Source organism: Azorhizobium caulinodans ORS 571 (assembly GCF_000010525.1).
Lineage (GTDB): Bacteria > Pseudomonadota > Alphaproteobacteria > Rhizobiales > Xanthobacteraceae > Azorhizobium > Azorhizobium caulinodans.
Genome location: NC_009937.1, coordinates 248007 through 265140 on the forward strand (window position 1 = coordinate 248007; position 17134 = coordinate 265140).

The 17134-nt window shown below is 65.4% G+C and carries 13 protein-coding genes, 2 tRNA genes and 1 pseudogene; 13 read left to right on the forward strand and 3 right to left on the reverse strand.

All coding sequences use genetic code 11. From position 1 onward, the window contains the following. Positions 1-5 precede the first annotated feature (5 nt). Positions 6-740 (forward strand): SDR family NAD(P)-dependent oxidoreductase, encoded by a 735-nt coding sequence (locus AZC_RS01040; RefSeq protein WP_012168737.1) that lies wholly within the window; start codon positions 6-8, stop codon positions 738-740. Positions 741-782: 42 nt separating this feature from the next. Here AZC_RS01040 and AZC_RS01045 read toward each other — a convergent pair whose 3' ends face one another. Then, positions 783-1169: a winged helix-turn-helix transcriptional regulator gene (locus AZC_RS01045; RefSeq protein ID WP_012168738.1), complete on the reverse strand. Its 387-nt coding sequence runs from the start codon at positions 1167-1169 to the stop codon at positions 783-785. Between the two features lie 119 nt (positions 1170-1288). Here AZC_RS01045 and AZC_RS01050 point away from each other — a divergent pair, with 119 nt between their 5' ends. From AZC_RS01050 to AZC_RS01060, 3 genes are all read left to right on the forward strand, one after another. After that, positions 1289-2302 carry a zinc-binding alcohol dehydrogenase family protein gene (locus AZC_RS01050; protein ID WP_043878732.1) on the forward strand — a complete coding sequence of 338 codons (1014 nt, stop codon included), beginning with the start codon at positions 1289-1291 and terminating at the stop codon, positions 2300-2302. A gap of 209 nt (positions 2303-2511) precedes the next feature. Continuing rightward, positions 2512-3228 carry an isochorismatase family protein gene (locus AZC_RS01055; RefSeq protein WP_043878733.1) on the forward strand — a complete coding sequence of 239 codons (717 nt, stop codon included), beginning with the start codon at positions 2512-2514 and terminating at the stop codon, positions 3226-3228. A 117-nt stretch (positions 3229-3345) separates the two neighbouring features. Next, the gene (locus AZC_RS01060; protein WP_012168741.1) at positions 3346-3555 is read left to right on the forward strand and encodes a hypothetical protein; all 210 of its coding nucleotides are present in this window, start codon (positions 3346-3348) and stop codon (positions 3553-3555) included. Between the two features lie 9 nt (positions 3556-3564). On the opposite strand, the gene AZC_RS01065 is transcribed toward AZC_RS01060, so the two are convergent. After that, a complete protein-coding gene (locus AZC_RS01065; protein WP_043878734.1) occupies positions 3565-4662 on the reverse strand; it encodes a choloylglycine hydrolase family protein in 1098 nt (365 codons plus the stop codon). A gap of 453 nt (positions 4663-5115) precedes the next feature. Here AZC_RS01065 and AZC_RS24735 point away from each other — a divergent pair, with 453 nt between their 5' ends. The 6 genes and pseudogenes from AZC_RS24735 to AZC_RS01095 all read left to right on the forward strand — a co-directional run bounded on the left by AZC_RS24735 (position 5116) and on the right by AZC_RS01095 (position 12139). Continuing rightward, positions 5116-7074 carry an FRG domain-containing protein gene (locus tag AZC_RS24735; protein ID WP_012168743.1) on the forward strand — a complete coding sequence of 653 codons (1959 nt, stop codon included), beginning with the start codon at positions 5116-5118 and terminating at the stop codon, positions 7072-7074. A 283-nt stretch (positions 7075-7357) separates the two neighbouring features. Next, positions 7358-8968: a peptide chain release factor 3 gene (locus AZC_RS01070; protein WP_012168744.1), complete on the forward strand. Its 1611-nt coding sequence runs from the start codon at positions 7358-7360 to the stop codon at positions 8966-8968. An 89-nt stretch (positions 8969-9057) separates the two neighbouring features. Further along, the gene (dapD, locus tag AZC_RS01075) at positions 9058-9924 is read left to right on the forward strand and encodes a 2,3,4,5-tetrahydropyridine-2,6-dicarboxylate N-succinyltransferase (RefSeq protein ID WP_012168745.1); all 867 of its coding nucleotides are present in this window, start codon (positions 9058-9060) and stop codon (positions 9922-9924) included. A gap of 302 nt (positions 9925-10226) precedes the next feature. Then, positions 10227-10316: transfer RNA gene (locus tag AZC_RS01080), tRNA-Ser, on the forward strand. A gap of 150 nt (positions 10317-10466) precedes the next feature. Next, positions 10467-11613 (forward strand): annotated as a pseudogene (locus AZC_RS01090) (IS3 family transposase). Between the two features lie 127 nt (positions 11614-11740). Further along, complete coding sequence (locus tag AZC_RS01095) at positions 11741-12139, forward strand: hypothetical protein (RefSeq protein WP_052285825.1); 399 nt, start codon at positions 11741-11743, stop codon at positions 12137-12139. An 84-nt stretch (positions 12140-12223) separates the two neighbouring features. On the opposite strand, the gene AZC_RS01100 is transcribed toward AZC_RS01095, so the two are convergent. Then, a tRNA-Gly gene (locus AZC_RS01100) sits at positions 12224-12298 on the reverse strand. A 323-nt stretch (positions 12299-12621) separates the two neighbouring features. On the opposite strand from AZC_RS01100, the gene AZC_RS01105 reads away from it, so the two are divergent. From AZC_RS01105 to AZC_RS01115, 3 genes are all read left to right on the forward strand, one after another. Beyond that, positions 12622-14490 (forward strand): aminopeptidase P family protein, encoded by a 1869-nt coding sequence (locus tag AZC_RS01105; RefSeq protein ID WP_012168749.1) that lies wholly within the window; start codon positions 12622-12624, stop codon positions 14488-14490. Between the two features lie 107 nt (positions 14491-14597). Beyond that, on the forward strand, positions 14598-14750 hold the full coding sequence (locus AZC_RS24630) for a DUF3309 family protein (protein ID WP_012168750.1): 153 nt from the start codon (positions 14598-14600) through the stop codon (positions 14748-14750). Positions 14751-15205: 455 nt separating this feature from the next. Then, positions 15206-17017 carry a hypothetical protein gene (locus tag AZC_RS01115; RefSeq protein ID WP_012168751.1) on the forward strand — a complete coding sequence of 604 codons (1812 nt, stop codon included), beginning with the start codon at positions 15206-15208 and terminating at the stop codon, positions 17015-17017. The last annotated feature ends 117 nt before the right edge of the window (positions 17018-17134 follow it).

A 17134-nucleotide genomic window follows, 5' to 3' on the forward strand; every position in this document is an offset into this window, starting at 1 on the left:
ACGTCATGGACAGGCTTAAGGGTAAGACCGCCGTAGTGACCGGCGGCGGGAGCGGCATCGGACTGGGCGCCGCGCGACGGTTCGTGGAGGAAGGCGCGTTCGTCTATCTGTTCGGCCGGCGCGCCGACGTTCTGGAAGCCGCCGCGAAGGAACTCGGCTCCTCCGCACGCGCCGTGCCGGGCTCGGTGACGGATCTCGCCGACCTCGACCGGCTCTATGCGGCGGTGAAGAGCGAACGCGGCGGGCTCGACATCGTGTTCGCCAACGCCGGCACCGGCAATTTCGCCGCGCTCGGGGCGATCACGCCGGACCAGTACGAGCAGACCTTCGACGTCAATGTGAAGGGTGTTCTCTTCACCGTACAGAAGGCCCTGCCGCTGATGCGGGCGGGCGGCTCGATCATCCTGACCGGCTCCACGACCGGCACGATGGGCACGCCGCAATTCAGCATCTACAGCGCCAGCAAGGCTGCGGTGCGGAACTTCGCGCGCAGCTGGGCCGAGGATCTGCGGGGCACCGGCATCCGGGTCAACGTCCTCTCGCCCGGACCGACCCTCACGGATCTCGCCCTTGAGGTGGTGGGCAAGGAGGCGTTCGAAGCCCTTGGCGCCACGACCCCGCTCGGCCGCATCGGCGATCCCTCAGAGACAGGCGCTGTAGCGGCCTTCCTCGCCTCCTCCGACAGCAGCTTCATGACCGGCGGAGAGGTGTTCGTGGACGGCGGCTTCGCCCAGGTGTGAGGCTTGACGCCACTGGGGCTCCGCTCTCCGGAGCGGGGCCCCTCAGGGCGCTGGAGGCGACAGCGGCGCGCCCTCTGCCGCCAGCGGCTTGCCATAGAGGCCGATGTTGGCATCACCCCAGGTTTTCAGGGCGAGCAGCACCGGCTCCATGCTGCGGCCGAGGGGAGAGAGGCTGTACTCCACCTTGGGCGGCACCTGCGCATAGACCTTGCGGGTGATGAGGCCGTCCTCCTCCAGTTCCCGCAACTGGTTGGTGAGCGTCCGCGGCGTCACGTTCTGTACATGACGGCGGATCTCGTTGAAGCGCAGCGTGCCCGCCAGCAGATGGAACAGGATGACCGACTTCCACTTGCCTTCGATGAGCCCCACCGCCGCCTCCACGGCGCATCCGGGGCTGCAGTCGATGCGGGAATGACGGACCTTGGCCATGGCCGGCTCCTCAGCTCACAGTATCAAAAAGGATACTATGTGCTTTCCTTGTACGTATTGCCTTTGAAGGAGCGTAGGGCAACATCCCCGCCATATCAACGTGGCTATGGAGCTTGAGCATGAAGGCGATCGGATACCGGCAGTCCGGCCCCATCGACCGGGACGACGCTTTGGTGGACATCGAGATCGACCGCCCGGCGGCACGCGGGCGCGATCTCCTGGTCGAGGTGGCGGCCATCTCCGTCAATCCCGTGGACACCAAGGTGCGCAAGCGGGCGGCACCGCCCGAGGGGGAGTGGAAGATCCTCGGCTGGGATGCGGTGGGACGTGTCGTCGAGGTGGGCGAGGGCGTCACCCGCTTCCGGCCGGGTGATGAGGTCTATTATGCCGGCTCCCTCACCCGTCCCGGCGCCAACAGCGCCTTCCATCTGGTGGACGAGCGCATCGTGGGGCGCAAGCCTGCGACCCTGTCCAACCCGGAGGCGGCAGCCCTGCCGCTGACTGCCATCACCGCCTGGGAGATGCTGTTCGACCGGCTCGACATCGTGAAGAGCGTGCCGGGCGCGGCCAACGCCATCCTCATCGTCGGCGGTGCCGGCGGGGTGGGCTCCATCGCCATCCAGCTGGTGCGGGCGCTCACCGACCTCACTGTCATCGCCACCGCCTCGCGCCCGGAGACGCAGGACTGGGTGAGGGCGCTCGGCGCCCATCACGTGGTGGACCACAGCGCGCCCATCGCGGCGCAGGTGGCGGCCCTCGGGCTCGGCGCACCGGCCTTCGTCTTCTCGACCACAGAAACCCACCGGCATCTGGCGGAAATCGCCGAGTTGATCGCCCCGCAGGGCCGCTTCGGGCTGATCGATGATCCGGACGGGCTCGATGTCTCGGTCTTCAAGCGCAAGTCGGTCTCGACCCATTGGGAGTTCATGTTCACCCGCTCCATGTTCGAGACGGCGGACATGGACGCACAGGGCCGGCTGCTGGATGAGGTGGCGCGGCTCGTGGAGGCCGGCAAGGTGCGCACCACGCTCACGCAGACGCTGCGCCCCATCAGCGCCGCCACGCTGAAGACCGCCCACGCCATCCTCGAGAGCGGCAAGGCGCGGGGCAAGATCGTGGTGGAAGGCTTCTGAAGCTCCATTCCGCCGCATACGGACGTATGGCGGGGTAGCGCTCCCGCATAATGGTCCGCCGGCCGTCCGCTGCCCACACTGCCACCGGCTCGGAGGGTCTCCCCCGGGTCCGCGGGAGCCGGCAGCGGCGGCGGGCGGCGCCTTGAAGGGCGGGCCGCGTGCGCCTCACACGGCGAGCGCGTTTCGATCCGCCACTTCAAGGAACGTCCATGGACCCCACCTTCACCGGCCCCTATGCCGACACGGCGACACCCGTCCTGCCCCGGACGGAGATGACCCTCGACCTTGCGCGCACGGCGCTGGTGGTGATCGATCCGCAGATCGATGTGATGAGCCCCAAGGGCCTCGCATGGCCGGCGGTGGGTGAGAGCGTCACCGAAACCAACATCGTGGCGAACCTCGTCACGCTGTTCCGCGCCGCCAAGGCAGCGGGCATCACCGTCGCCGTCTCGCCGCACTATTACTACTGCTGGGACCACCATTGGCGCTGGCAGTCGCCGCTGGAGAAGTTCCAGCACGACGTGGGCGCCTTCGACCGCAAGGGGCCGTACACGCTGGACGGCTTCCGCGCCTCCGGGGCGGACTTCATGGAGGAGTTCAAGCCCTATATCGAGGACGGCAAGACCATCATCTGCGCGCCGCACAAGCTCTATGGCCCGCAGACCAACGACCTCAAGCTCCAGCTTGGCAAGCAGGGCATCCGGCAGGTGATCGTCGCCGGCATGCTGGCCAACATGTGCGTGGAATCCCACATGCGCGACCTGCTGGAAGCGGGCTACGAGGTGGCCGTCGTGCGCGATGCCGTGGCGGCCCCGAAGCTGCCGGACGGGGACGGCTATCTCGCCGCGCTCATCAACTACCGTTTCATGGCCAATGGCCTCTGGACCACGCAGGAGACGGTGGCGCGGCTCACGCCTGCGGGCTGAACGCGAAACCGGCCGGGCGCCCCCGCGCGCCCGGCACCGCCTACCTCCACTACGCAAGTCTGGCGGAACCTTCCTCTGATACCCGAGTTGCTGGCGCAGGACACGGAGATTGGACCCATGACCGTTCATTTCGCAGGCGAGCAGCCCACGGTTCCGCAGGCGGCGGCGTGGTCCGCCGCGACGCTCGGCGCGGGCGAGGCCTATGAGGCGGCCTGCCTTGCGCAGGCGGCCGGCATCTCGCGGGAGGAAGCGATGGGTCTCGTGCGCCGGCACGGCACCCACCGCGCGACCCTCATGGCCGCCGCCCGCCGCCTCAAGCGCGGCTGACCTCCACGCTCACGGCTTCAGCACATCGGCCCCGACGCCCGCCGGATAGGGCAGATCGGTGATGAGCCGCTCGGCCGGCTTGTCCAGCGCGAAGAGGGGCGCGAGGTCGATGGTGAGATAGCTGGTGCGGTGGGCATAATCGGCGATCTGGAGCCGGTTGTTGGTGAGATCCTTGATGGACACCCACTGGGTGTAATCGGATACAAGCTGCCCGTTCGGCAGGCGCGACTGGGCGACGCCCACCGGAATGTCCACCGTGTTCAGCACATGCACCACCGCCTGCACGGCTTCGGCGCCATCCTTGGGCGGGGTCATGCCGTGGCGCAGGGCGCTGGCGCGCACGAAGCGCGAGGGCGGCGTATAATCGCCCGGCAGGCCCACGAGGCCGCCGCCCTGGCCGAGCGCCGTCACGTCCACGTTGCCGATCTGCCGCTGCTCCACGCCCACGGTGGAGAGGTTGAGATAATTGCGCAGGTTGGTGAGGTGCCAGTCATAGGTGGGGGCGTTGGTCAGCACATGGGCCACGTTGTCGTGGATGTGCAGTTCCCCCTCCACATATTCCACGATGATGCTGGCGCCCGCGCGGTCCGTGAACACGAAGTGCATCAGCGGCGCGGTGGGGCCGCTGGCGGCGGAGGGATCGGACCAGACCTTGGTGGTCTTCAGCGCCTCCTTCACCTCGGCAATGGTGGCGAAATTGCCGAGCGCCCAGGCGCCGAAGGAGAGCACCTCCACATAATTCTTATCCTGCGGGGTCACGGTCTGATAGGTGGTGAAGCCGGGCAGGAAATTGCCGCTCATGCCGAGGCCGGCGGCATTCTGCCCCTCCACCAGCGCCCCGCCGGGTATGATGTTGGCGCTGACACCCACCAGCGCATATTTCGCCTCCACCGTGCGCTCCGGCAGATTGAGGGCCTTGGGCGCGGTGAGCTTCACCGGAAAGCCCTTGGGGCGGCTCACCAGCGTCCATTTCATATCGAACGCCCATTCCATGGTGCGTCCGGCGATGACGGTCCTGTCGGCGGCGACGATATCGACGGCCGTGCAGGCCAGCGCCGCATTCATCATGGCGGCGAGGGAGAGGGCGGTGGTGAGGGTGCGCAACATGGGGTTCCTCCGCGTCCGCAACGGCCGGGTGGCTCCCGGTCTAGGCGGACGGCGGGATTATAGTGCCACCGATGGGTTGTGGGAGCATTTCTGAGTGAACAGATGTGAACCAGAGCTGAGGTACCATTTCGCACCAAGGGGTATTCACTGTGCACTCCCCAGGAAGGTAATTGAAGATCCGTCGGAGCCGTGCTTCGAACATGCCCTTTGTATCGCGCTGCATCTGCCAATAGGTGTGAACTATATCAAGCTAGATAGATCTCGCGGACATGCCAACTCCTATGCTCAATTTTGGGCATAGCTAGCCTCGAATAGCCACACCCAAGCCGCTAGCGGTAAATAAACGAAGGGAATTTGGGAAAGCCGACGTTGAGAGAATTTCCTTTCTTGACGTTGCCTGCCAGATGTTATTTATAGTGTATTATATATTTTTATGACAGGAAGGCACTCCCATTGGAAGACGGTTTTTTTTCGAAAAATATCCGCGCACACGATTCTGAAAATGCTTTGGAAATATGCCAATATTTGTTGGCCTCTGGGAGGGCCGACTTGTTTCGGGGGCAAACATTCGACTGGGCGAGGCTTATACCAAGCCTATTCCGGCTGACGGAGGAAAAAAGGAAATTCGCATACGAGGAGCTTAGGTTATTTTCTGAGTGGGCCAATGGTGTCCCGCAAATGCGAAATTATCACGGAAACGATGACGCGATTACTGCGATTGCGCAGCATTACGGTATTGCAACTTCATTTCTCGATGTGACTACCGATCCTCGGGTAGCTTTGGCATTCGCGAAAAGTGAGCGTGCGGCATCTGACGATGATGCGGTTATTTATTGCTTTCTGGAGGGAGCGCTTCGCCATATAGAGGGCATAAAAATTGTTAAAATATCTGTCGAAAACCTGTGGAGACTTGAGGTTCAGAGTGGGCTTTTCTTAGATTACATTACGGACAGTATTGTTGATGCTGTCAAATCAATGGCAATCAAAATTCATTTCCCCAGAGCGTTGCGGTCAGCGGCCGAAACACGCCGCCTGTACCCGTTGAGGAAAAGTGCGCTGGAATCTGTATTGGATCAATGGTTTTATAAAAGACAGATTGAGGGTGCGCTAGATCAGTTTGTGCCGCATGTTAAAAATCAAGTTGTAGTTAGGAGGCAAACTTACCCTGGCATATTCCGCTGGAGAGAGATTCCAGAACTTACGCCCGAATGGCTATCCAAGGACTTGCGTTGGGTGCAGCCTCCCATTGAGAGCGTCCGGATTACCGGTCGGCCGCTGGATTTGAAGATTCGACTGCAGGTTTCCGATCCGCTCCGAGATGCAAAAAATCTCCGAGAACTTATCCTTCCTGCGATTTGCGAAGCGTTCGCTGCTGGGCGCCTTCTCAGTTTCGATTTCGAATTATCCGGAGTGGGGAAGCGATATTCTAAGAGGATCTCCCAGATAGCGAACTGGGTGTGGGATGGTATTAGGGTATTGCCGTATAAAATAAGTGAACTTGCGTCCGCCATGGCAAATATGTTGACAATACTTTCACATGTATCGAAGCGAACAAAGCATAGCTCCAACCTCGCTCAGATCCTCTTCGGGGAGACTGACATAATTGAAGTGGCCCCCGTGGGTGGGCACATCGAAGCAGGGTTTGTTTCGAAATCTGACCTCGATGTGGCAAGAAACTACGCGGGTGGCAGAGGATTCACTAAATACAGTCTGAAGATGTTGACCGAATCACCTGATATTTTAAACGATTTCATAACGGATCCATGGCTATTATTTGATTTTTTGAAATTTAAGAGAATATTTATCGAGCAGTTTGTGCCAACGGCAATTATTGGATTTTGGGAGAATTGGGTTGATGATAAAGATGAAATTTCAAAATTGAGATGGAGCGTGCCATTTAATCCGGCTCTCCTGGGTTACGTGTCCAGATTTCAATACCGCTTTAGCTCCCCCTTGGCCGCCGAGCGTGACGTGAGCCGTTTGGTTCTCATTAATAATGATATGGACAAAGACGATATCTCCGAATCCTTCCTTTTTTGCATGCCTCATATCATGGGGGGAGGTGGGCCATTTTTGTTGAAACTTCATGGCTACGGCCACGACGCTAGGCCCATCTGGGAAATTCCTGATGCTGTACAGCGGGCGGTGTGGATATTCGATATTGGTGGCATATCTGTATTAGAGGTGTCTTCCTCCCTGAACTCCGCATCGACTGATGATGAAATTCATGCAGACGGGCTGGGGGCCTTCGAAGTCTGGCTAATTGCTAAGGGTTTGATGGAAGAAGTAAATGGTAAGAGTCTTGGGGAAATCAGGCCGATATATGAATCGTTCTGGCGGGATTTATCTGTGTCTAACAAAAAAATGGAAAAATACTATAAAGAGGCGCTTGGTCGTGAGATGGGCCGCTGAGCATGCTCGTCAAGCATGGGAGGTGGCTTTGTCCGGTTGCAAGTATCAGTTTTGGAGAGAGACGAGACTGGCGCACAAAATGACGAAACTGCGGATAAGCTGTTATCGCAATAATGCGGCTTGCAATGGAAGCTATTCGCCCCCTGGCACCCATGAGCGGGTCGTCTGGATAAAGCCTCACACTGGACGTTCGGACATGCATTTGTAAAGGTCTGCTACTGCCGCCAAGAGTCCCCAATCCCCCCTCTCCCCCCGCGCGCGCTTTCCCGCTATAAGCCGCGCCATGCTCGACCAGACCCCCGAGGCTCCGGCATCCGCCGGCGGCCAGCCCGATTTCACGCGCCGGCGCACCTTCGCCATCATCTCGCATCCTGACGCGGGCAAGACCACGCTGACGGAGAAGCTGCTGCTGGCCTCCGGCGCCATCCGGCAGGCGGGGCAGGTGAAGGCGCGCGGCGAGCGCCGCCGCACCCGCTCCGACTGGATGGAGATCGAGCAGCAGCGCGGCATCTCCGTCACCTCCTCGGTGATGACCTTCGAGCGCGACGGCATCGTCTTCAACCTGCTGGACACCCCCGGCCACTCGGACTTCTCCGAGGACACCTACCGCACCCTCTCGGCGGTGGACGCGGCCGTCATGGTCATCGACGTCGCCAAGGGCATCGAGAGCCAGACGCGCAAGCTGTTCGAGGTGTGCCGCCTGCGCGACATCCCCATCTTCACCTTCATCAACAAGGTGGACCGCGAGGGGCAGGACCCGCTCGGCCTGATGGACGACATCGCCGCCACGCTGGCGCTCGACCTCACCCCCTTCACCTGGCCCATCGGCCTCGGCACCGATTTCCGCGGCCTCATCGACGTGCCGGGCAAGCGCGCCTTGCTCGCCGAGGAGCGCGGCGGCCCGCTCACCCGCATCGTGCCCTATGAGGACCCCATCGACCTTCTGGGGCTCGAGGGCGTGGAAGCGCGCATCGTCGAGGAGGCGGTGGAGAGCCTGTCGCTGGCGCTGGGCGTGCTGCCGCCCTTCGAATTGGAAAGCTTCCGCGAGGGGCACCTCTCGCCGGTCTTCTACGGCTCGGCCATCAAGGAGGCCGGAGTGGCGCAGCTTCTGGCCGGGCTCGGCGGCTTCGGCCCCAGCCCCCTGCCGCGCAATGCCAACGGCCGCACCGTGGAGCCGGCGGAGGCGAACGTGTCCGGCTTCGTGTTCAAGGTGCAGGCCAACATGGACCCGAACCACCGCGACCGCGTGGCCTTCGTGCGCCTGTGCTCCGGCGTGTTCAAGCGCGGCATGAAGCTGTTCAACGCCCGCGAGAAGCGGCACATGGCCATCGCCAACCCCATCTTCTTCTTCGCGCAGGAGCGCGAGACGGTGGACGAGGCCGTGGCCGGCGACATCATCGGCATTCCCAACCACGGCATGCTGCGGGTGGGCGACACCCTCTCGGAAGGCGAGACCATCCGCTTCGAGGGCATTCCCGACTTCGCCCCCGAAATCCTGCGCCGGGTGCTGCTGGCCGACCCCATGAAGAGCAAGCAGCTCCAGAAGGCGCTGCATGATCTGGCGGAAGAGGGCGTCACGCAGGTGCTGCGGCCGCTGACCGATCCCGCGCCCATCGTGGGCGTGGTGGGCACGCTGCAGCTCGATGTGCTGTCCTCGCGGCTCGACAAGGAATATGGCGTGCCCATCCGCTATGAGAGCGTGTCCTTCGTCACCGCCCGCTGGATCACCGGCGACCGGGCCGAGGTGGACCGCTTCGCGGAGACCTCGCGCTCGTCCATCGCCCTCGACCGCGACGACCAGCCGGTCTATCTCGCCCGCAGCCAGTGGGTGCTCGACCGCGCCATCGAGGAATGGCCGAAGCTCAAGTTCGTCGCAGTGAAGGAACGCGGCTGAACGTCTAGACTGGAGCCTCCGGTGCCAGCGCGCCCGGGGGGAGGACTACCCGGCGGCCTTGCCCGCACGGTCTTGAGAAGGGGAATTTCATGTCGATCGAGCTTGGCCGCGCGCAGGATCCGGCGCTCCAGAAGATCATCACGGACGCTTTCGAGGCGCGGGCCGAGATCGGCTTCTCCACCGCCGGCCAGATCCGCGAGGCGGTGAACGAGGCGCTGGCGCTGCTCGATTCCGGCGCCGCCCGCGTGGCCGAGCCCGCCGCTGATGGCTCCTGGCAGGTGAACCAGTGGCTGAAGAAGGCGGTGCTGCTCTCCTTCCGCCTCAATGACATGGACCTCATCCCCGGCGGCCCCGGCGGGGCGGCCTGGTGGGACAAGGTGCCCTCCAAGTTCGCCAAGTGGGGCGCCTCGGAATTCCGCGCCGCCGGCTTCCGCGCCGTGCCCGGCGCCATCGTGCGCCAGTCCGCCTACATCGCGCCCAACGTGGTGCTGATGCCCTCCTTCGTGAACCTCGGCGCCCATGTGGGCGAGGGCACCATGGTGGACACCTGGGCGACGGTGGGCTCCTGCGCGCAGATCGGCAAGCGGGTGCATCTGTCCGGCGGCGTCGGCATCGGCGGCGTGCTGGAGCCCCTCCAGGCCGGCCCGGTCATCATCGAGGACGACTGCTTCATCGGCGCCCGCTCCGAGGTGGTCGAGGGCGTGGTGGTGCGCAAGGGCTCCGTGCTCTCCATGGGCGTCTTCATCTCCGCCTCCACCAAGATCATCGACCGCACCACGGGCGAGGTCTTCATCGGCGAGGTGCCGGCCTATTCCGTGGTGGTGCCCGGCTCGATGCCCGGCAAGCCCCTGCCGGACGGCACGCCCGGCCCCTCGCTGTATTGCGCCGTGATCGTGAAGCGCGTGGACGAGAAGACCCGCGCCAAGACCTCCATCAACGACCTGCTGCGCGACTGAGCGCGTGTTTCGCCAGCCGGCCCCCAGTGGGCCGGCTGGCGCTCTGCCCCGGCCGACGCCGTCCGCCCCGGCCGGTGCGGCGGGCGAAAGGCGCATCTTTCGCGAGCCTTGCAGCCAGTTGGGGGCCGGCATCATTTGCCAGTGGAAAGCGGCTTGCATGCGCGATCCGAGCCGCTATATTCCGCCACCTCGACAGCGGGCGGCGCACCAACCGGCGCCATCGGACAACGTCCGAATTCCCGCCTCGGGTCTGGCCGGCAGTCCCATGCCCTCCAGGAGTTCCGCACCCCTCCGGGTGTTGCGGAGAGGTGGCCGAGTGGTTGAAGGCGCACGCCTGGAACGCGTGTATACGGGAAACCGTATCGAGGGTTCGAATCCCTCTCTCTCCGCCAGCTCTCTTTTTCACCCCATATCACAAAGCCTCAGAAGCCTTGCCAGCGCTCGATTTGCGCGCAATATCGGCTTCAGGGCGTCTCATGGCCTGCCCCCTGAAAAGTGGTCCTCCGTGAAGTAGGCTTTTTGAGCCTTTGGAGGATGGCGCGATGGCGCAGAAGAAGCACAAGCCGGAAGAGATCGTCGCGAAGCTTCGGCAGGTCGACGTTTTGGTGTCGCAGGCGCGGCCGGTTGCGGAGGCGATCCGGGCCATCGGGGTGACGGCGTTCACCTATTATCGCTGGCGCAAGGAGTTCGGCGGGCTGAGAGCGACCAGGTGAAGCGGCTGAAGGATCTGGAGAAGGAGAACGAACGGCTGCGCAAGGCGGTTTCGGACCTGACGCTGGAGAAGCTGATCCTGAAGGAAGCCGCGTCGGGAAACTTCTAAGCCCCGCCCGTCGCCGTCGCTGCATCGCGCACGTCGTGGCCAAGCTCGGCGTATCGGAGCGGCTCGCGTGCCGGGTTCTGGGGCAGCATCGATCCACGCAACGCAAGGTTCCAGTGGGCCGTGCCGATGAGGCGGGCCTGACCGCGGACATCATCGAACTGGCCACCCGATACGGTCGCTATGGCTATCGGCGGATCACGGCATTGCTGCAGGCGTCCGGCTGGGTGGTGAACGTGAAGCGGGTCGAGCGGATCTGGCGGCGGGAGGGGCTCAAAGTGCCAAGCAAGCAACCGAAGAAGGGGCGCCTGTGGTTCAACGGCGGGTCCTGCCTGCGGCTGCGGCCGGAGCATCCCAACCATGTGTGGTCCTATGACTTCGTCGAGGATCGCACCCACAACGGGCGGAAGTTCCGCATGCTGAACGTGATCGACGAGTTCACACGGGAGTGCCTGGCCATCCGCATTGACCGCAAGCTGAACTCGACCGCGGTCATCGACGTGCTGACGGACCTGTTCGTGCTGCGGGGCGTGCCCAGCCATATCCGTTCCGACAATGGCCCGGAGTTCATCGCCAAGGCGGTGCGGGACTGGATCACGGCCGTCGGGGCCAGGACGGCCTTCATCGCGCCCGGCTCGCCGTGGGAGAATGGCTATTGCGAGAGCTTCAACTCCAAGCTCCGGGATGAACTGCTCGACGGTGAGATCTTCTACAGCCTGGCCGAGGCGAGGATCGTCATCGAGGACTGGCGCCGGCACTACAACACCGAGCGGCCACACTCCGCGCTCGGCTACAAGCCTCCGGCACCGGCCGTTATCGTGCCGCAGGTGCCGCCAACATCAAATGCGCCCAACAGGCCCACAATGCATTAGACACAAGCCGGACCACTCAATAGGGGCAGGTCAGGAGCCGATCCCGGCGGGCCAGCCCGCCAGCGGCATCACGCTCGGGGCCCGCCGCTGGTGCCGGGGCCTCACCTGGTCGGACATCTCCGACACCATGACCGTCGTGAAGGAGACGACGAAAACCGGCGCCGTCGTCGCCCATGATCTCACGCTCTGCCCGCTGGTCATGGACGTGCTCGCCATGATCCCGGCCGCGAGGCGGGTGGGACCGATCATCATCGATGAAACGGCAGGTCGCCCCTATGCAGAACATGCCTATGCCCGCGAGTGGCGCATCATCGCCCGTGCGGCAGGCATTCCGGACAAGGTGTGGAACATGGATGCGCGAGCCGGCGGCATCTCCGAAGCCGATGACGCTGGCGTAGATCTCGACGCCATCCGTTCAGCGGCGGGCCACTCCCAGGCCTCGACGACTTCCCGTTACGTGCGGGGGACGATTGGGAAAAGCCGCATGGTCGCGCAAGCCCGCGCGGCGCACAGGAACAAGTCGTAAACGGAAGTGGGGAACGCGATGGGGAACATGGGGAACGCGTAGTCCAACGGTAGGCCGACAAGCCTTTGTCGAAGCTCGCGAAATTGGAGCGGGCGATGGGAATCGAACCCACGACATACAGCTTGGGAAGCTGTCGTTCTACCACTGAACTACGCCCGCAGCGGGTGGCACCATAGACGTGGCGGGGGCTCGCTCGCAAGGGCGAAGGCGGGCTGTCCCCGGCAGGATGGGAGCGGCCGGTCGCAGCGTTGGAGGCGAGGGGGGGCGGCGGCGCCACGGGTCGCGGCATCCGACGGCCAGCGCAAGACGACGGCGGAATAAGCGGCGAGCAATGGGGCGCGCGCCGGAGAGCGCGCGGTTGCTGCAGGGCAGGGGGCGATGGGCATGCGGTGGTCGCGACGGGCTCCGTCCGGGCGGCGCCCTCCTGCTTGCCCGCCGCAAGGGGGATGCGGATGCCGGACAAGCTGCGCTAAGCTCGCGCCATGTCCGATCCTGCCTTCCCTGCTTCGTCGGCCCATGCGCCGCGCTTTCACGCCCGCTTCCAGTCCTTCGAGGAGACCGCCGACGGCAGTGCCGGGCCCGGCCGGCTCGCCGCGTTGCGGGCGGAGCTCGCCCGGCGCGGCATCGGCGGCTATGTGGTGCCGCGGGCCGATGCGCACCAGAATGAATATGTGGCGCCGGGAGAGGAGCGTCTTGCCTGGCTCACGGGCTTCACCGGCTCGGCCGGCCTTCTGATCGTGCTGCCGGAGGTCGCGGCGCTTTTTGTGGATGGCCGCTACACGCTTCAGGCGGCGGCGCAGGTGGACACCGGCGCCTTCACCGTCGTGCCGCTGGCCGAAACGAGCCCGGAACGCTGGCTGGAGGCCAACCTTCCGGTGGGGCTCTCGCTCGGCTTCGATCCCTGGCGCACCACGCTCGACGGGCGCGATCGCTTCGCCCGCGCGGTGGCCAATGCGAAGGGCGTGCTGGTGAGCGTGGCGGAGGATCCCGTCGCCCGGCTGTGGACCGACCGGCCGGAACCGCCCCGCGCCCCGCTGCGGCTGCTCGATGCCGCTCTGGCGGGCGAGGAGACGCCGTCCAAGCTTGCCCGCGTACGCGAGGCGCTGGGCAAGGACCGGCTCGACGGAGCGCTCATCTCCGATCCCCATGCCACGGCGTGGCTCTTCAATGTGCGCGGCGGCGATGTGGCCCACACGCCATTGCCGCTCGCCTGGTCTCTTGTGCCGGCGGAGGGGCGGCCGCAGCTCTTCCTCTCCCCCGCCAAGCTCTCCCATGAGGTCCGCGCGGTCCTGTCGGACGTGGCGGATGTGCGCCATGAGGACGATCTGGAGGCAGCGCTCACCGATTTCGCCGCCGGCCGCACCGTGCGGCTCGATCAGGCGACGGCACCCGTCCATCTCGCCGAGGTGGTGGAGCGGGCGGGCGGCAAGGTGGCGAAGGGCGCAGATCCGGTCTCGGCCCTGAAGGCGCGCAAGAATGCGGCCGAGATCGCCGGCATGCGGGCTGCCCATCTGCGCGACGGCGTGGCGCTGACGCGCTTCCTCCACTGGTTCGATGGCGCGGCGGCGTCCGGCACGCTCACCGAGATCGACGCCGTGGAGGCGCTGGAGACCTTCCGGCGCGAGACCGGCCAGCTCACAGACGTGTCCTTCCCCACCATTTCCGGGGCGGGGCCGAACGGCGCCATCGTTCATTACCGCGTCACACGCGCCACCAACCGGACGCTCCAGCCCGGCGAGCTCTTCCTGCTCGATTCCGGCGCGCAATATCCCGACGGCACGACGGATGTGACGCGCACGCTGGCGGTGGGCACGCCGACGGCGGACATGCGCGCGCATTTCACGCTGGTGCTGAAGGGGCATATCGCCCTCTCCCGCGCCATTTTCCCGAAGGGCACCACGGGCGCGCAGCTCGATACGCTGGCGCGTCAGTTCCTGTGGGCGGCGGGACTCGATTTCGAGCACGGCACCGGACACGGGGTCGGGGCGGGGCTCTCCGTGCACGAGGGGCCGGCGCGCATTTCCAAGCTCGGCCACGTGGCGCTGGAGGAGGGGATGATCCTCTCCAACGAGCCCGGCTATTACCGCCCGGGCGCGTATGGCATCCGCATCGAGAATCTCATCCTGGTGGAGCCGCGGGCGATCGCCGGGGCGGAGAAGAGCTTCTTCGGCTTCGAGACGCTGACCCTCGCCCCCATCGACCGGCGGCTGATCGACACAGACCTCCTGACAGCCGAGGAGATCGCCTGGATGGATGCCTATCACGCCCGTGTGGCGCGGGAGGTGGGGCCGGCGCTCGATGGCGACGAACAGGCCTGGCTTGCGGCCGCTACCGCTCCGCTCAAGTCTTGATGTGACGTCTTTGCCGCCTGGCTTCGCGATGGCCGGGCGGTCGCACTGCGGAACCTTTGCCGCAGCCCTGCGTTTGGGAAGCAGAGGCGACAGAGGGACGAGACGTCATGTCAACTATTCTGATCATCATCTTGGTGCTTATTCTGGTCGGCGCCCTTCCGACTTGGGGATACAGCAGCAGCTGGGGTTATGGGCCCGGCGGCATCGTCGGCGTCCTGCTGATCGTGGTGATCGTTCTGGCTTTGACAGGCCGCATATGATCCCTGGCGCCTGGAGCGCGAACCGAGGGGATTGGATCAATCCGCTCGGTGGGCGCTGACGGGAAGCGGGATGTGTCATCGGGCCGGGGAGCGCCGCTCCCCGGCCTTTTTCGTGTGCGGATGGGACCGCCATGCGGCTGGGCCTCACATCCGCCGCATCCGCCGGTCGCACTTGGGGCAGGCCGAGGTTGTGGCGCCCGTCCCGCGGCCGGATAAGCTTGACGGATGTGGAGATAACGCACGTGCAGGAGACAGGATGGCCGGAGGACGTTCACTGCCCCCGTCTTCCACGCCTGCGCGGCGGCCGGCGTGGCGCCGCCCCCTTGCGCCCCGGCGCGTGCTGGCCGAAAAGAGGGCTATGACCATACGTCAGTTGTCCATAGCGTCCGTGCGTCTGCCGGGTCCGCGTTCCAGCGGGCGCGGACGGGCGCGCGCGTTCGGCCTGCGGCGCTGACATGGACGCGATCCTCGATACACCCCCGCCGGGGGAAGAGGACGGCGAAGCCGCCCGCGTGCGCGCCGCGCTTGCACGGGTGCTCGCCTCGGATGAGTTCTCGTCCTCGCCCCGCCTCGCGGACTTCCTGCGCTTTGTGGTGGAGGCCAAGCTCGGCGGGCGGGCGGAGGAGATCAAGGGCTATACCATCGCCGTCGAGGCGCTCGGGCGGCCGGCTTCCTTCGATCCGCAGAGCGATCCCATCGTGCGGGTGGAGGCCACCCGCCTGCGCCGCGCGCTGGAGCGGCACTATTCCGGCGCGGGTGTGGATGACGAGATGGAGATCGTCATCCCCAAGGGCAGCTATGTGCCGCATTTCCGGCCGCGCGGTGCCGCCGCCGAGGTGCTGCCCGAAGAGACGCAGCGTCCGACCGGCGAGGACGCCATCCCCGTCGTCGCGCCGCAGGTCGCCGGAAGCGGCCTGCGGCGTTGGGGCGTTCCGGCGGTGGTGCTGGTCTTCCTCGTGATGCTGGGCACGCTGGGCGTGCGTGCCGTCTCGGGCGCCTGGCCGTTCGCGAGCCTGTTCGCGCAGGCGGAAGGGCCGCGTGATCTTGCCGACCGGCTCGGCATGCCGATCATCGACGTGCGCCCCTTCGAGACGGTGGGCAGCCGTGCGCCCACGCAGGCCGAGACCCACGCCATCGAGGCCCGCCTGCGGGATGCGTTCGCCCGCTTCGATTTCGTGGATGTGATGGAGCCGGGGCAGGAGGCCTCGGTGCGGGAATGCCGCGATCCGCCGCCGCGCTCAGTGTTCGCCTTGTCTGGGCTCGCAGAGGGCCGGGAGGACGGCACCTTCTCCTTGCTGGTGCGCCTGTCGGACCGGTGCGAGGGCACGATCGTCTGGTCCGCCGATTTCGAGGGCCTGCGCCGGGGTTCCGACATGCCGGCCACCGAGCAGCGGGTGGTGCGCGACATCGCCGTCGCGCTCATGCAGTCCTATGGCGTGCTGCCGACGCGGGCGCGGTCGCAGGCGCGGGCGGATGCCAGTCCCTCAGGCTTCGGCTGCATCGCGCAGGTCTATTCCCTGTCGCGCGGCTCGGAGGCGGAAACCCCGCAAGGGGTGCGCGAGTGTCTCGCCCGCGAGGCGCGGCAGCATACCGGCTTCGGGCTCGCCCACGCGGTGACGGCACAGATCGCGCTGGACGAGATCCGGCGCAATCCCGCCGCGCCCGCAGATCCGGACATGCTGGCGCAGATGCTGCGCAATGCGGAGCTCGCCGCCGATCTCGCCCCCACCAGCGCCTATGCCTCCAAGGTCCTGGCCAAGGTGGACTATATGCGCGGCGAGCGGGATGCCGCGCTGGCGGCGGCCGAACGGGCGCTGGCGCTCAATCCGCTCGACTATGACGTGGCGGCGGACGTGGGCATGGTGCGTATCGGCCTCGGCCAGCCCGAGCAGGGCGAGGCGCTGCTGAATTTCGCCCGCGCCCATGGCGCGCTGCGCACCCCCATGCAGGACGCCTTCATCGCCATCTCCGCCTTCCTGCGGGAGGACGCCCATGCGGCGGCCGGCGTGCTCGCCCCACTGCAACTGCATCCCTCGCCGCAGACGCGCATCGGCCTCGCGCTGGCGCTGAAGGCGCTGGGGCGGACCGAGCAGGAGCACGAGGTGGTGATGGCCCTGGTGCGGGAGACGCCGGACGGAGCCGCCGGCGTGCGCCGGGTGGTCCACACCATGCTGCCCTATGCGGACACGGCCGAGCCGGTGCTCTCCGAGCTGGAGCAGGCGGGCCTCGGCCCGCGGGCGGTCTCGGCCGGCTCCACGCGGGGCTAGGGCGCGATCCGAGCGGATTGGTCAATCCGCTTGGTGAATCGCCCTCTAACCTCAAGAAAGAGCAAGAAAGAGAACGCGTGCTCTGAGCGGCGCGCCGCGACCTGCCCGAAGGCGAGG

Coding starts and splice junctions, on each gene's coding strand:
- AZC_RS24630 (WP_012168750.1), top strand. CDS start 14,598: ATGTCAACTATTCTGATCATCATCTTGGTGCTTATTCTGGTCGGCGCC.
- AZC_RS01095 (WP_052285825.1), top strand. CDS start 11,741: ATGACCGTCGTGAAGGAGACGACGAAAACCGGCGCCGTCGTCGCCCAT.
- AZC_RS01040 (WP_012168737.1), top strand. CDS start 6: ATGGACAGGCTTAAGGGTAAGACCGCCGTAGTGACCGGCGGCGGGAGC.
- AZC_RS01050 (WP_043878732.1), top strand. CDS start 1,289: ATGAAGGCGATCGGATACCGGCAGTCCGGCCCCATCGACCGGGACGAC.
- AZC_RS01055 (WP_043878733.1), top strand. CDS start 2,512: ATGGACCCCACCTTCACCGGCCCCTATGCCGACACGGCGACACCCGTC.
- AZC_RS01045 (WP_012168738.1), bottom strand. CDS start 1,169: ATGGCCAAGGTCCGTCATTCCCGCATCGACTGCAGCCCCGGATGCGCC.
- AZC_RS01115 (WP_012168751.1), top strand. CDS start 15,206: ATGGACGCGATCCTCGATACACCCCCGCCGGGGGAAGAGGACGGCGAA.
- AZC_RS01105 (WP_012168749.1), top strand. CDS start 12,622: ATGTCCGATCCTGCCTTCCCTGCTTCGTCGGCCCATGCGCCGCGCTTT.
- AZC_RS01065 (WP_043878734.1), bottom strand. CDS start 4,662: ATGTTGCGCACCCTCACCACCGCCCTCTCCCTCGCCGCCATGATGAAT.
- AZC_RS01060 (WP_012168741.1), top strand. CDS start 3,346: ATGACCGTTCATTTCGCAGGCGAGCAGCCCACGGTTCCGCAGGCGGCG.
- AZC_RS01070 (WP_012168744.1), top strand. CDS start 7,358: ATGCTCGACCAGACCCCCGAGGCTCCGGCATCCGCCGGCGGCCAGCCC.
- dapD (WP_012168745.1), top strand. CDS start 9,058: ATGTCGATCGAGCTTGGCCGCGCGCAGGATCCGGCGCTCCAGAAGATC.